Annotated in this window: 12 protein-coding genes; 7 read left to right on the forward strand and 5 right to left on the reverse strand. The window is 71.1% G+C overall.

Annotation, left to right across the window (positions count from 1 at the left end):
• Together ACFWZ5_RS27700 and ACFWZ5_RS27705 are read right to left on the reverse strand one after the other, a co-directional pair.
• Window positions 1–553, reverse strand: a 553-nt coding sequence (locus ACFWZ5_RS27700; protein ID WP_384891381.1) for a carbon starvation CstA family protein, incomplete at its 3' end; no start/stop codon positions are given.
• A 102-nt stretch (window positions 554–655) separates the two neighbouring features.
• Window positions 656–1,612 carry a GntR family transcriptional regulator gene (locus ACFWZ5_RS27705; RefSeq protein ID WP_384799099.1) on the reverse strand — a complete coding sequence of 319 codons (957 nt, stop codon included), beginning with the start codon at window positions 1,610–1,612 and terminating at the stop codon, window positions 656–658.
• Window positions 1,613–1,981: 369 nt separating this feature from the next.
• On the opposite strand from ACFWZ5_RS27705, the gene ACFWZ5_RS27710 reads away from it, so the two are divergent.
• From ACFWZ5_RS27710 to ACFWZ5_RS27725, 4 genes are all read left to right on the forward strand, one after another.
• Window positions 1,982–3,256: an extracellular solute-binding protein gene (locus tag ACFWZ5_RS27710; protein ID WP_384799102.1), complete on the forward strand. Its 1,275-nt coding sequence runs from the start codon at window positions 1,982–1,984 to the stop codon at window positions 3,254–3,256.
• Between the two features lie 111 nt (window positions 3,257–3,367).
• A complete protein-coding gene (locus ACFWZ5_RS27715; protein WP_384799105.1) occupies window positions 3,368–4,348 on the forward strand; it encodes a carbohydrate ABC transporter permease in 981 nt (326 codons plus the stop codon).
• Window positions 4,345–5,175, forward strand: coding sequence for a carbohydrate ABC transporter permease (locus tag ACFWZ5_RS27720; protein ID WP_384799108.1), 831 nt, complete (start codon window positions 4,345–4,347; stop codon window positions 5,173–5,175). Before ACFWZ5_RS27715 ends, ACFWZ5_RS27720 begins: the two co-directional genes overlap by 4 nt.
• 9 nt (window positions 5,176–5,184) lie before the next feature.
• A complete protein-coding gene (locus ACFWZ5_RS27725; protein WP_384799111.1) occupies window positions 5,185–6,666 on the forward strand; it encodes a glycoside hydrolase family 3 protein in 1,482 nt (493 codons plus the stop codon).
• Between the two features lie 105 nt (window positions 6,667–6,771).
• On the opposite strand, the gene nagB is transcribed toward ACFWZ5_RS27725, so the two are convergent.
• Complete coding sequence (nagB, locus tag ACFWZ5_RS27730; RefSeq protein WP_384795729.1) at window positions 6,772–7,557, reverse strand: glucosamine-6-phosphate deaminase; 786 nt, start codon at window positions 7,555–7,557, stop codon at window positions 6,772–6,774.
• A 1,171-nt stretch (window positions 7,558–8,728) separates the two neighbouring features.
• Between nagB and ACFWZ5_RS27735 the strand changes: the two genes are divergently transcribed.
• Window positions 8,729–9,799: an SIS domain-containing protein gene (locus tag ACFWZ5_RS27735; RefSeq protein WP_384795731.1), complete on the forward strand. Its 1,071-nt coding sequence runs from the start codon at window positions 8,729–8,731 to the stop codon at window positions 9,797–9,799.
• 73 nt (window positions 9,800–9,872) lie between these two features.
• On the opposite strand, the gene ACFWZ5_RS27740 is transcribed toward ACFWZ5_RS27735, so the two are convergent.
• Window positions 9,873–10,649 (reverse strand): SDR family oxidoreductase, encoded by a 777-nt coding sequence (locus ACFWZ5_RS27740; protein ID WP_384795785.1) that lies wholly within the window; start codon window positions 10,647–10,649, stop codon window positions 9,873–9,875.
• A gap of 173 nt (window positions 10,650–10,822) precedes the next feature.
• Between ACFWZ5_RS27740 and ACFWZ5_RS27745 the strand changes: the two genes are divergently transcribed.
• Together ACFWZ5_RS27745 and ACFWZ5_RS27750 are read left to right on the forward strand one after the other, a co-directional pair.
• Window positions 10,823–11,437 (forward strand): TetR/AcrR family transcriptional regulator, encoded by a 615-nt coding sequence (locus ACFWZ5_RS27745; RefSeq protein WP_384795733.1) that lies wholly within the window; start codon window positions 10,823–10,825, stop codon window positions 11,435–11,437.
• A gap of 443 nt (window positions 11,438–11,880) precedes the next feature.
• A complete protein-coding gene (locus ACFWZ5_RS27750; protein ID WP_384795787.1) occupies window positions 11,881–13,347 on the forward strand; it encodes a sensor histidine kinase in 1,467 nt (488 codons plus the stop codon).
• Between the two features lie 197 nt (window positions 13,348–13,544).
• On the opposite strand, the gene ACFWZ5_RS27755 is transcribed toward ACFWZ5_RS27750, so the two are convergent.
• Window positions 13,545–13,802, reverse strand: a complete 258-nt coding sequence (locus ACFWZ5_RS27755; protein WP_016639615.1) for a WhiB family transcriptional regulator — start codon at window positions 13,800–13,802, stop codon at window positions 13,545–13,547.
• Window positions 13,803–13,879: the final 77 nt, after the last annotated feature.

Raw genomic sequence — 13,879 nt, forward strand, 5'->3', positions numbered from 1 at the left:
CGATCACCAGGGCGAGCACGCCGAGCAGGATGATCATGATGGCGAAGGCGGCGAGCAGCGCCGCGGCCCCGCCGAACGGGCCGATCTCGTCGCGCGCCATCTGCCCGAGCGAACGGCCGTCGCGGCGCGTGGAGAAGAACAGGACCACCATGTCCTGCACGGCCCCCGCGAAGATCACGCCCGCGATGATCCAGATGGTGCCCGGCAGATACCCCATCTGGGCGGCGAGCACCGGACCGACGAGCGGCCCCGCGCCCGCGATCGCCGCGAAGTGATGGCCGAGCAGCACGCGCCGGTCGGTCGGGTGGTAGTCGATGCCGTTGTCGAGCCGCTCCGCGGGAGTGGCCCGCCGCTTGTCGACCTTCAGCACCTTGTACGCGATGAACTTCGCGTAGAAGCGGTAGGCGATGGCGTACGAGCCGAGGGCGGCCGCCACCATCCAGGCGGCCGACACCTCCTCGTCCCGGGAGAGCGCAAGGACGGTCCAGCCCGCGGCGCCGACCAGCGCGACGAGCGTCCACAGGGCGATGGTCTTCGGATTCGCTGCGCGCACGGACCGTCCTCCCGTTGTCTGCGGTGACGGGAGGACGGTAGGCCAGGAAAGTGATCCGCGCTACGGGGCGGACGCGACGAGAACCGTACGGGTGGTGGCCCGTCAGTCCTGCGGCCGCTTGAGGCGGGCCACGAACTTGTAGCGGTCGCCCCGGTAGACGGACCGCACCCACTCCACCGGCTTGCCCCCGCCGTCGAGCGAGTGCCGCGACAGCATCAGCATCGGCAGGCCCACGTCGGTGCCGAGCAGGCCCGCCTCGCGCGGCGTGGCGAGCGAGGTCTCGATGGTCTCCTCGGCCTCGGCGAGGTGCACGTCGTAGACCTCGGCGAGCGCCGTGTACAGGGACGTGTACTTCACCAGTGAGCGTCTGAGCGCGGGGAAGCGCTTGGCCGACAGGTGCGTGGTCTCGATGGCCATCGGCTCGCCGCTCGCGAGGCGCAGTCGCTCGATGCGCAGGACGCGCCCGCCGGCGGCGATGTCGAGGAGCCCGGCGAGGGTGTCGTCGGCGGTGATGTACCCGATGTCCAGGAGCTGGGAGGTGGGTTCGAGGCCCTGGGCCTTCATGTCCTCGGTGTACGAGGTGAGCTGGAGCGCCTGCGACACCTTCGGCTTGGCCACGAACGTGCCCTTGCCCTGGATCCGCTCAAGGCGGCCCTCGACGACCAGCTCCTGCAGGGCCTGGCGCACCGTCGTGCGCGAGGTGTCGAACTCGGCGGCGAGCGTGCGCTCGGGCGGGACCGGGGTGCCGGGCGGCAGGGTCTCGGTCATGTCGAGCAAGTGCCGCTTCAGGCGGTAGTACTTGGGCACGCGGGCGGGGCGGACGGACTTGCCGGGGCCCGAGCCGTCCCCGGGGGTGGGCGCGGCGGCCGTGGTGGGCGTGGGGCCGGAGCCCGCGGGGCCGGAGCCTGCCGGGCCGGAGCCCGCGGGGCCGGAGCCTGCCGGGCCGGAGCCCGTGGGGCCGGACGGGGCCGTGGACAGGGGCGCGGCGGACGCCGCGCTCGCGGACGCCGTCGCGGGCGTGCCCGCCCCGGTCTGGGTGCTGCCCGCCTCTGTGCCCATGCTCCGCCTTCCCGGCTCCTGTGCTGTCACCGGCTCCTGTGCTGTCACCGGCTCCTGTGCTGCTGCCGTCACCGGCTCCTCCGTCTGTCGCGGCTCACATCGTGGCACGGTCCGGGGCAGGGGGGTCCCCCCTGTTCGAGCGAAGCCGCGAACTCCCGGGGGAGCCGCGCCCACTCAGGTGTCGGTCCGGTAACGGACGCGACTGCCCTTCTTATACACCCTTGACACCCCAAAAGGTCTAGGCCAAGCTCCCCCGTACTGGTCTACACCATTAAAGACCAGGTCCAGTCCCACGGGCAGTACTTTCGACTTTCGGTCCTCTTGGTCGCTGCGGGTGGGGGGTTGGCTGGCATCCAAAGGAGGATGACTGTGAAGCGCAAGCTCATCGCGGCTATCGGTGTCGCGGGCATGTTGGTCTCGATCGCGGCCTGCGGCAGTGACGACAAGGACGACAAGAAGTCCGGGGCGAACGACTTCAAGGGTGAGACGCTGACGCTCTGGGCCATGGACGGCTCGACGCCCGACGGCTGGACCAAGGACGTCAAGGCGGCCTTCGAGAAGAAGACCGGCGCGAAGCTGAAGATCGAAGTCCAGCAGTGGAACGACATCCAGCCGAAGCTGACCGCGGCCCTCTCCGAGGAGAACCCGCCGGACGTCTTCGAGATCGGCAACACCCAGACCGCCGCCTACGCCAAGTCCGGCGGCCTCGCCGACCTGAGCGACCTCAAGAAGTCGGTCGGCGCCGACTGGACCGAGTCGGTCAACAAGTCCACGGTCGTCGACGGCAAGCAGTACGCCGCCCCGTGGTTCGTGCTCAACCGCGTCGTGCTCTACAACAAGAAGATCTGGGCCGACGCCGGCATCAAGAAGACGCCCAAGACCCGTGACGAGTTCTACGCCGACCTGAAGAAGATCGGCGACAAGACCGACGCGGAGCCGATCTACCTGCCGGGCCAGAACTGGTACCACTTCGTGGGCCTCGTCATCGGCGAGGGCGGCGAGCTGGTCAAGAAGGACGGCGACAAGTGGGTCTCCAACCTGGCCGACCCGAAGGTCGCCAAGGCCGCTGAGACGTACAAGAAGTTCCAGGCCCTGTCGAAGGCGCCGAAGAACAAGGACGAGGCGACCCCGCAGCAGGCCGAGGTCTTCGCCAAGGGCAAGACCGGCGCCTTCGTCGGCATGAGCTGGGAGGCCGCCACGGCCATCAAGGCCAACAAGAAGATCGAGAAGGACATCGGCTACTTCACGATCCCCGGCGCCACGGCCGCCAAGCCCGAGGGCGTCTTCCTCGGCGGCTCCAACCTCGCCGTCGCCGCCACCAGCGAGAAGCAGGAGCTCGCCAAGGAGTTCCTGAAGATCGCCCTGTCCGACAAGTTCGAGGGCCAGCTCGCCAAGGAAGGCGGCGTGATCCCGAACAAGCAGGCCCTGGAGTCCAACCTCAAGGGCAACCCGGCCGCCGAGGCCATGGCCCCCGCCGCCGCCGGCGGTGGCATCACCCCGCTGATCCCGGAGTGGGCCGCCGTCGAGAACGAGCCCAACCCGATCAAGAGCTACCTGACCGCGGTCATGAACGGCGAATCGCCCGCCGACGCCGCGAAGAAGGTCGAGGGCGAGTTCAACAAGCGCCTGTCGCAGAAGCAGTAAGGAAGCGCCCCGCCGGGGGCGGTGACAACAGGCAGGGTCGTGCCCGCGGCCCCTTGCCTCGCCGCCCCCGGCGCATTCCTGTGTGACGTGCCGATGAGAGAGATGGCGAGCATGACCGTACAGACCGAACGGCCGCCCTCCGGCCCGCCGGAGGTAGTGAAGTCGGGCGGCGGGCGCACGGGGGCCCCGCGCACGCCCCGCGCCAGGGCCGGGGCCCTCGCGCCCTATCTGCTGCTGCTTCCCGCGCTCGTGGCCACCCTGGTGTTCCTGGGCTGGCCGCTGGTGAACAACGGGATCCTGTCGTTCCAGAACCTCAACATGAGACAGGTCATCCTGCATCTCACCGAGTGGAACGGCGTCGACAACTACAAGGAAGTCCTCAAGAGCGAGGACTTCTGGCGCGTCACCGGGCGGTCGGTCGTCTTCACCGCCGTCAACGTCGTCCTCATCATGGTGCTCGGCACCCTGATCGGACTGCTGCTCGCCAAGCTCGGCAGCAAGATGCGACGGCTGCTGCTCTTCGGCCTCGTGCTCGCCTGGGCCATGCCCCCGATCGCCGGCACCACCGTGTACCAGTGGCTGTTCGCCCAGCGCTACGGCGTCGTCAACTGGGTCCTCGCCAAGGTCGGTTTCAGCTCCATGGCCGACTACGACTGGTTCGGCGGCCAGTACTCCACGTTCTTCGTGATCATCACGCTGATCGTGTGGCAGTCGATACCGTTCGTGGCGATCAACCTGTACGCCGCCACCACGACCATCCCCAAGGAGCTCTACGAGGCCGCGTCGCTCGACGGCGCCGGCGCCTGGCAGCAGTTCACCTCCGTGACCCTGCCGTTCCTGCGGCCCTTCCTGTACGCCACGACCTTCCTCGAGGTCATCTGGGTCTTCAAGGCCCTCGCCCAGGTCTACGCCATCAACAAGGGCGGCCCGGACCGGCTCACCGAGATCCTGCCCGTCTACGCCTACATCGAGGGCTCGGGCAACCAGCACTACGGCATGGGCTCCGCCATCGCCATGCTGACCATCATCATCATGCTCTTCCTGACCGCGTACCACCTGCGCATCGTGCTCAAGCAAGAGGAGGACGTGTGAAGCGCTCCCGGTTCGGCCGCCTCTGGCCCAACGTCATCGCCGTCTTCCTCTTCATCGGCTTCGTCTTCCCCGTCTACTGGATGTTCGCCACGGCCTTCAAGCCGACCGGCGACATCATCAGCGAGGACCCCGTCTGGATCCCCTTCGACGTCACCTTCGAGCACGTCACGACGGCCGTCGACGCCGACCACTTCTGGACGATGGTCATGAACTCGGTGACCGTCACCGTCCTCGCGGTCGTCTTCTCCCTCATCATCGCCCTGCTCTCGGCCTTCGCGCTCGCCCGCATGCGGTTCAAGGGCCGCAGGGGCTTCATCATCGGCTTCATGCTGGCCCAGATGGCGCCCTGGGAAGTCATGGTCATCGCGATCTACATGATCGTGCGCGACGCCGAGATGCTGAACAGCCTGGTGCCGCTGACGCTCTTCTACATGGTGATGATCCTGCCCTTCACGATCCTCACGCTGCGCGGCTTCGTCGCCGCCGTGCCCAAGGAGCTCGAGGAGTCGGCGATGGTCGACGGCTGCACCCGCATGCAGGCGTTCCGCCGCGTCATCCTGCCGCTGCTCGCCCCCGGCCTGATGTCGACCTCGCTCTTCGGCTTCATCACGGCCTGGAACGAGTTCCCGATCGCCCTCCTCGTCAACAAGGACCCGGAGTCCAAGACGCTCCCGGCCTGGCTGCCGAGCTTCCAGACCGTCTACGGCGACGACTGGGGCGCCACCATGGCCGCGTCCTCGATCTTCGCCATCCCGATCCTGCTCCTCTTCGTCTTCCTCCAGCGCCGCGCCGTCTCCGGCCTCACCGACGGTGCTGTGAAGGGATAACGCACACTCATGAGCTCTTCCCCTGCCGCGCCGGACGCCCTGACGCGCGACGCCCTCACCGTCCTCCAGCCCGGCTTCGACGGCACCACCGCCCCCGACTGGCTGCTCCGCCGGATCGGCGAGGGCCTGGCCTCCGTGGGCGTGTTCGGCCGCAACGTCCACACGCCCGAGCAACTGGCCGCGCTCACCGCCCAGCTGCGGGCCGAGCGCGAGGACATCCTGGTCGCCATCGACGAGGAGAGCGGCGACGTCACCCGCCTCGAAGTGCGCACCGGCTCGTCCTTCCCCGGCAACCACGCGCTCGGCGCCGTGGACGACGTGGCCCTCACCCGGGGCGTCGCCGCCGAGCTCGGCCGCCGTCTCGCCGAGTGCGGCGTGAACTTCAACTGGGCGCCGTCGGCCGACGTCAACTCCGACCCCGACAACCCCGTCATCGGCGTACGCTCCTTCGGCGCCGACCCGGACCTGGTGGCCCGGCACACCGCCGCGTACATCGAGGGCCTCCAGTCGTCCGGCGTCGCCGCCTGCGCCAAGCACTTCCCCGGCCACGGCGACACCGCGGTCGACTCGCACCACGCGATCCCGCACATCGACATCGACCCGGACCTGCTGAACGCCCGCGAACTCGTGCCGTTCCGGGCCGCCATCGCCGCGGGCACGCGCGCCGTGATGAGCGCGCACATCCGCGTCCCTGCCCTGGACCCGGACCACCCCGCGACGCTCTCCCGCCGCATCCTCACCGACCTGCTCCGCGGCGAACTCGGCTTCGACGGCCTGATCGTCACCGACGGCATCGAGATGCAGGCGATCTCCGGGACGTACGGCATCGAGCGCGGCGTCGTCCTCGCCATCGCCGCGGGCTGCGACGCGATCTGCGTCGGCGGCGGCCTCAACGACGACCTGACCGTGCGGCGCCTGCGCGACGCCCTCGTCTCGGCCGTCCGCGCGGGCGAACTCCCCGAAGAGCGGCTCGCCGACGCCGCGGCCCGCGTCCGCGCACTCGCCGCCTGGACGTCCCGGTCCACCGGGGGTGCCGTGCCCGACCCCGAGATCGGCCTGCGCGCGGCCCGCCGCGCCCTGACGGTCACCCACAGCGCGACCTACGCGGGCCCGCTCACCGACGCCCCGTACGTCGCCGCCTTCACCCCGCTCGCCAACATCGCGGTCGGCGACGAGACCCCGTGGGGCGTCGCCGCCGACCTCACCCGCCGCCTGCCCGGCACCGCGACCGGCTCCTTCTCCGGCGACCGCGCGGGCGAACAGGCCCTGGCGGCGGCGGGGGAGCGGCGCATCGTCGCCGTGGTCCGCGACGCCCACCGCCACGCGTGGATGGCCGCGGCCCTCGACCACCTGCTCGCGGCCCGCCCCGACACCGTCGTGGTCGAGATGGGCGTCCCCCAGGCCAAGCCCGTGGGCGCGCTGCACATCGCGACGCACGGCGCGGCCCGCGTGTGCGGTACCGCGGCGGCGGAGGCCATCGCGGGGGCCTGACGGCCTGACAGCCTGACGGCATACGACGGAGGGGGCGCCCCAGGCTTCTGGGGCGCCCCCTCCGTGGTACTGCCGTGCTGCCGCTGCGGCTGACCAGGGCCCTGCCTACAGCCCCTGCCAGGCGGGCTTGTTGGCGTAGGTGTGCCGGAAGTAGTCCCCGAGCTTCAGCTTGGACGCGGCCGCCTCGTCCACGACGACCGTCGCGTGCGGGTGCAGCTGGAGCGCCGACGCGGGCACGATCGACGCGACCGGCCCCTCGACGGTGGCCGCGACGGCGTCCGCCTTGCCCTCGCCCGTCGCGAGCAGCACCAGGTGCCGCGCCTCCAGGATCGTCCCGATGCCCTGCGTGATGACGTGGTGCGGGACCTGGTCGATGTCGCCGTCGAAGAACCGCGCGTTGTCCACCCGCGTCTGCTCGGTCAGCGTCTTGATCCGCGTCCGCGAGGCCAGCGACGAGCAGGGCTCGTTGAACCCGATGTGCCCGTCCGTGCCGATCCCGAGCAGCTGCAGGTCCACACCGCCCGCCTCGGCGAGCGCCCGGTCGTACGCCTCACAGGCGCCCTGCACGTCCTCGGCGCTGCCGTCCGGCCCCATGAACGCGTCCTCGCTCAGACCGAGCGGCTCCACGACCTCACGCAGCACCACCGAGCGGTACGACTCCGGGTGCCCCGCGGGCAGCCCCACGTACTCGTCGAGCTGGCAGATCCGAGCCCGCGACACATCCACGTCTCCGGCGCGGACCTTGGCGGCCAGCGCCTCGTAGATGGGCAGCGGGGTCGAACCGGTGGCGACACCGAGCAGGGCGTCGGCCTTGCGGCGCACCAGGGCGGCCATGGCCTCCGCGATGAGCTCGCCGCCTGCCTCGGCGTCCGGGACGATGACAACTTCCACGCTGGGCCTGCCGATCTGAAGAGGGAATGTGGGGGAGACGGAAGGGGGAGTACCCCCAAGTGGTGTGGTATAGACCAATCTAGCAGAGCGAGCCCCCAGGACAGAGCCCTCTCACACCCATGCTCGGCCTTCCCCACCCGGCCCGCCCGCGGAGCCGCGGCCCTAGTCCTACGCGGAGCCGCCGCCCCTAGTCCTGGGGGCCGCCGTCTCCTGCCCTCTCGGGGGCCGCCCCCGTCCGCCTGCGGGTAACCGTCTCCTGCTTGTATAGCCGCAGCCGCAGCCGCAGCCGCAGCCGCAGCCGCAGCCGCAGCCGCAGCCGCAGCCGCAGCCTCCTGCTCTCCGGGGCGCCTCCTGCTTGCGGGGCCGCTGCTGTCTGCCTGCGGGGCCACTGGCTTTCTGTCTGCGGGGCACCCCGTACCGCGCCGACGGAGTCATCCCACGCTTACGGAGTCACGCCTGCCGGGGGAGTGTCCCCTCTGCTGCGGAGCCGGTCACCCTCATGACTGCGGAGCCGCAGGTCTCCGCGGCACGCAGAGCCACCCCATGCCTGCGGGGCTGCCGGTCCTCGCGGCGTGCGGGGCCGCCCCGCACCTGCCGGGCCGGCCTGCGGCTACGGAGTTCCCCCCGGCTTGCGTCGCCCCCCCCGGCTTGCGGAACCCGCCGCCCCCTTCCTGCAGAGCAGCCGGGCCCCGCGGCATACGGGGCCGCCCGTGCCTGCTGAGCCCCTGTCCATGGAGTCACCCCGCGTGCGGAGCCGCCGATCCCCCGGCTCGCGGACTCGCCCTCTCCCTGGCGGCGCCGCCCGTACCGAGCCAGCTCCGGGCCCGAGCGGCCACTGGCCCACACAGCCCACCGAGCCTGGTCGGCCACCGGACCTGATGCTCTTCGCCCCCTCCTTGCGCACCCGTCTCCCCTCGCACCTGGCCGGACGCCCCTCACTCCCACCTCCTTCCCGCATCACGCGACGCCAGCCCTCGCCTCCCCGCACCCGGTCCGCCCCCACCAGCGCGCTCCAGTCGCAACGCACCCCGGCCCGTGGGGCACCCCACCCCATAGGGGACCCCTCCACGGCGCCGCCCCCGAGGCCGGGGGAAGCTCACGTCGGCGAATCGAGCGCGCCCTCTTGAGGGCGAAGGAGCGTTCGGGGCCCGGAGCGAGCACAGTGGTAGGCATGACCGTGACGCCGTCATCCCCGTACAGCGAGCAGCCCGGCCGCATCATGTCGCGCGAGATGGCCGAACAGCCCGACGTGCTGCGCCGCCTCCTCGACACCGGCGCCCCGAACATCCGCCGCACCGCCGAAGAGGTCGCCGCGAAGCGCCCCCGCTTCGTCCTGCTCACCGCCCGCGGCACCTCCGACCACGCCGCGCTCTACGCCAAGTACCTCATCGAAGTCCGCCTCGGCCTGCCCTGCGGGCTGACCTCCATGTCCACGACCACGGCCTACGGCGCCAAACCCGACCTCCGGGACGTCCTGGTCATCACCGTGAGCCAGTCCGGCGGCTCACCGGACCTCGTGGCCTCCACCCAGGCCGCCCGCGAGGCCGGCGCCCTCACCCTCGCGGTCACCAACAACCCGGACTCCCCCCTGGCCGCCGTCTCCGAACACCACATCGACATCCTCGCCGGACCCGAGAAGGCCCTCCCGGCGACGAAGACCTACACCGCCTCCCTGCTCGCCCTGTACCTGTTCGTCGAGGGCCTGCGCGGCGGCGACGGCGCCGCGGCCCACGCGCTGCCCGGGCTCGCCGCCGAGCTCCTGGACCGGCAGCCGGAGATCCGGACGCTCGCCGCCCGCTACCGGTTCGCGGAACGCATGGTGATCACCTCCCGTGGCTACGGCTACCCCACCGCCAAGGAAGCCGCCCTGAAACTGATGGAGACCAGCTACATCCCCGCCCTCGCCTACTCCGGCGCCGACCTTCTGCACGGCCCCCTCGCCATGGTCGACAACATCTCGCCGGTCATCGCGGTCGTCACGGACGGCAGGGGAGGCGATGTGCTGCAGCCCGTGCTCGACCGGCTGCGCGGCCGCGGCGCCGACCTCGTGGTCATCGGCCCCAAGGCCCAGGTCGAGCAGGCCTCCGCGGGCTTCGTCCTGCCGACGGAGGACGTGGCCGAGGAGGTCCAGCCCATCCTGGAGATCATCCCGCTCCAACTCCTCGCCTACGAGGTGACGATCGCCCGGGGCCAGGACCCCGACGCCCCGAGGGCGCTGGCCAAGGTGACGGAGACGCGGTGACGGAGGCGCGGTGACGGAGGCGCGGTGACGGAGGCACGGTGACGTGTGTCGCCCGCGCGAAGGCGTGTACCCCTCAGGCCAGCGATCCCCCCGTCGCGTCGATCCACTGACCCGTCACCCACCGCCCGTCCGGCGAGGCGAGGAAGGCGACCACGTCGGCTATGTCCTGAGGGGTCCCGACCTTGCCGAGGGCGGACATCGCCGCCGCGCCCGCCCACGCGTCCTTGTTGTCGTCACCGCGCAGCCAGGCGGCGTTGACGTCGGTGTCGACGATGCCCGGCGCCACCGAGTTGACCGTGATGCCCCGCGGGCCGAGGACCTTCGACAGGTTCCGCGTGAAGACGTCCAGGGCGCCCTTCGTCATGGCGTACGTCATGATGTCCGGCAGCACCGCGGCGCGGGAGACGCCCGACGAGATGTTGATGATGCGCCCGCCGTCCCGCAGCCGCTCCGCGCCGAGCTGCGTGATGAAGTAAGGAGCCTTCGCGTTCACCGCGAACAGCCGGTCGAACTCCGCCTCGTTCGTCTCCGCGAACGGCCGTGACGTGCCGATCCCGGCGTTGTTCACCAGGATGTCGAGGCCGTCCGCGTGCGCGTCGAACGCCGACCACAGGGCCCGCGCGTCCCCGGGCGCGCCCAGCTCCACACTGATCGCGAACGCGGAACCGCCCGCCCGCTCGATCGCCGCCACCGTCTCCTTCGCGGCCGCCGCGTTGCTGCCGAAGTGCACCCCGACCCGGGCGCCGTCCCTGCCGAGCCGCTCGGCGATGCCCCGCCCGATGCCGCGACTGCCGCCCGTGACCAGCGCGGTCCTGCCCGCGAGGCGCCCCGCGGACGCCTCCGCGCCCATCTCCGTACCGGGCTCCGTGCCAGGCTCCGCACCCGTCTCCGTCGAGCCTTCTGCCGAATTCCCCGTCAGCGCACCCATGATCAGGCGCCCCCTTTTTCTCTAGCGGTCGCTACACAAAGAACCGTACCCGATCCCGCTCCCACTTTTCTAGCGCCCGCTATAGAATTTTTTCCATGGCGACGAAACAGCGAGGCAGGCCCCGCTCCTTCGACCGGGAGACGGCGCTGGAGAAGGCCCTGCGACAGTTCTGGGAGCACGGGTACGAGGTGACCTCGGTCTCCGACCTCACCCGCGAGATGGGGATCGGCGCCCCGAGCCTGTACGCGGCCTTCGGCGACAAGCGGACGCTGTTCGGGGAGGTCCTGCAGCGCTACGCCGTGTCGTACGGGGCCTTCGGCGGGCGCGCGATGGAGGAGGAGCCCACGGCCCGCGCCGGCATCGAGCGCATGCTGCGCGAGGCCGCGGTCGAGTACACGGACCCGACGCACCCGCACGGCTGCCTCGTCATCCACGCGGCGACCAACTGCACGACGCCCGAGGTCGAGCAGACGCTCCGCGAGCGGCGCAACGCCAACATCGCGGCGATGGAGCAGCGCATAAGAGCGGACATCGCCTCCGGCGAACTGCCCGAGAGCACGGACGCCACGGTCCTGGCCCGGTATGCGGGCGCGGTCCTGCAGGGCCTGTCCCAGCAGTCGCGGGACGGCGCCACGCGCGAGGAGCTGGACGCGATCGCCCGGATGGCGATGCTGGCCTGGCCGGCGCCCGCCCCGGCGCACCACGCCTGAGCCGACCGCAGGTCGCGCACCGCCCGAGCCGACCGCAGGTCGCGCACCGCCCGAGCCGACCGCCGGTCGCGCACCGCCCGAGCCGACCGCCGGTCGCGCATCGCCTGCCCTGGGGGAGATCCGGCGGACAAAACATCTTCCGATGCATGGACAGGGGAGAATGGTCTAGTCCACAATGCGGAGGTAAAGCACCGCTCTCCCCGCACAGGAGGGCGGACCGAGGAGCCGGCGCTCTCTGCCCTGACCGCGCCGGGTTCTCCCGAGTCGGCGGCCGGTACCGCACATTCCAGCTGCCGATGCACCTGAAGGGCTGCGGTGTTGGGGCCGGGTTGAGGGTCCCGCCCTGGCGCCGCGGCCCGTCGGGGAGCCGCCGGGGCCGCCCCGGCGGGAGCGGACTTCCGGGCCCGCGCGGACCGCCAGGTACGCTCGCACACGTGCCCTCCATGAACGACCTCGTACGTCAGCACACAGCCCTCGGCGACTCCGACCTCGAGTGGCTGCATCTGCTGGTCTCGGAGTGGCAGCTGCTCTCCGACCTGTCCTTCGCCGACCTCGTCCTGTGGGTCCCCACCCGTGACGGCACGCGTTACGTCTCCGTCGCGCAGATGCGTCCCAACACCGGCCCCACCTCCTACCAGGACGACATGGTCGGCCACCTCGTCCCGCGCGGCCGCCGGCCGCTCCTGGACGCCGCGCTCGACGAGGGCCGCATCGTGCGCGAGGGCGACCCGGAGTGGCGCGAGGAAGTCCCGGTGCGGGTCGAGTCCATCCCTGTACGCAGGGAGGGCCGCGTCCTCGGCGTCATCGCCCGCAACACCAACCTCCTTACGGTGCGCACCCCTTCGCGCCTGGAGCTCACCTACCTCCAGTCGGCGTCCGACCTGGCCCAGATGATCGCCGCGGGCTCGTTCCCGTTCGAGGGGCAGCAGGTCGACATGGACGCCTCCCCGCGCGTGGGTGACGGGCTGATCCGCCTGGACGCGGACGGCATCGTCCAGTACGCGTCGCCGAACGCCCTGTCGGCGTACCACCGCCTCGGCCTCGCCGCCGACCTGGTGGGCCACCACCTGGGCAAGGCCACCGCCGAACTCGCCCCGTCCCGGGGGCCGGTGGACGAGGCGCTGATCAAGCTCGCCAGCGGCTGGGCGCCCCGCGAGTTCGAGATCGAGGGCGGTGACGGAGTGATCCAGCTGCGCGCCATCCCGCTGAAGCCGAAGGGCCCGCGCATCGGCTCGCTCGTGCTCCTTCGGGACGTCACCGAACTGCGCCGCCGCGAGCGTGAGTTGATCACCAAGGACGCCACCATCCGGGAGATCCATCACCGGGTGAAGAACAACCTCCAGACGGTCGCGGCCCTGCTGCGGCTCCAGGCGCGCCGCATCGACTCCGTATCGGGCCGTGAGGCGCTCGAGGAGGCGGTGCGCCGGGTGGGCTCCATCGCGATCGTCCACGAGACGCTCTCGCAGAACCTGGACGAGCGCGTGGAGTTCGACGACATCGCCGACCGCGTCCTCGCCATGGTCGCGGAGATCTCACCCGGCAAGGTGACGGGCCGGCGCACGGGCCGCTTCGGGATCCTCGACGCCGAGGTCGCGACGCCGCTGTCGATGGTCCTCACGGAGATCCTGCAGAACGCCCTGGAGCACGGTTTCCGTCAGGGCGACACGGGCACGGTCGAGGTCTCCGCGGTGCGCGGCGGCACGCCCAAGGAGGCCCGCCTGCTGATCACCGTCCAGGACGACGGCGTCGGCCTGCCGGACGACTTCGACCCGCACCGCTCGGGCAACCTGGGGCTGCAGATCGTACGCACCCTCGTGGAGGGCGAGTTGGGGGGCACGTTCGACATGGTCCGCGCTCCGGAGCGCGGCACGCGGGTCGTCCTCGACATCCCGGTACGGGCCGACAAGTAGCCGACGGCCGACGCGCGGCCCGCGGCCACCGGACGGCAGTGAGTCCCGCACAGCAAAAAGCCCCGGACCGTGTCGGTCCGGGGCTTCTCGCTCACGTTGCGATGCGCACCGGGGGTACTGCGCGGCTGCGGCTCGGGGGCGGGGGTTGCGTACTCGCTGTACGCGCCGCCGGGCTCAGGCTCGTGGGGGCGTGGGCGTCAGGCGCTGGCCTGGCGCGCCCGGTTGCGGGCGGCGCGGCGCTTCATCGCGCGGCGCTCGTCCTCGCTGAGGCCACCCCAGACGCCGGAGTCCTGGCCGGACTCAAGCGCCCACTGCAGGCACTGCTCCATGACAGGGCAGCGACGGCAGACGGCCTTGGCTTCCTCGATCTGCAGCAGCGCAGGACCGGTGTTGCCGATGGGGAAGAACAGCTCGGGGTCTTCCTCGCGGCAAACGGCGTTGTGACGCCAGTCCATGGCTGCTACCTCTCCTTGGTCTTACATGCAGATTGCTTGTGAATGTGAACGCTTTCACGAATCCCTCCGCGCGGGAA

Origin of the sequence: Streptomyces sp. NPDC059003 (genome assembly GCF_042740445.1) — a bacterium.
GTDB lineage: Bacteria > Actinomycetota > Actinomycetes > Streptomycetales > Streptomycetaceae > Streptomyces.

Excerpts from the sequence above, each read along its gene's own strand:
- ACFWZ5_RS27705 (WP_384799099.1), bottom strand. The coding sequence starts at position 1,612 with ATGGGCACAGAGGCGGGCAGCACCCAGACCGGGGCGGGCACGCCCGCG.
- ACFWZ5_RS27715 (WP_384799105.1), top strand. The coding sequence starts at position 3,368 with ATGACCGTACAGACCGAACGGCCGCCCTCCGGCCCGCCGGAGGTAGTG.
- ACFWZ5_RS27725 (WP_384799111.1), top strand. The coding sequence starts at position 5,185 with ATGAGCTCTTCCCCTGCCGCGCCGGACGCCCTGACGCGCGACGCCCTC.
- ACFWZ5_RS27735 (WP_384795731.1), top strand. The coding sequence starts at position 8,729 with ATGACCGTGACGCCGTCATCCCCGTACAGCGAGCAGCCCGGCCGCATC.
- ACFWZ5_RS27740 (WP_384795785.1), bottom strand. The coding sequence starts at position 10,649 with ATGGGCGCGGAGGCGTCCGCGGGGCGCCTCGCGGGCAGGACCGCGCTG.
- ACFWZ5_RS27745 (WP_384795733.1), top strand. The coding sequence starts at position 10,823 with ATGGCGACGAAACAGCGAGGCAGGCCCCGCTCCTTCGACCGGGAGACG.
- ACFWZ5_RS27750 (WP_384795787.1), top strand. The coding sequence starts at position 11,881 with ATGAACGACCTCGTACGTCAGCACACAGCCCTCGGCGACTCCGACCTC.
- ACFWZ5_RS27755 (WP_016639615.1), bottom strand. The coding sequence starts at position 13,802 with ATGGACTGGCGTCACAACGCCGTTTGCCGCGAGGAAGACCCCGAGCTG.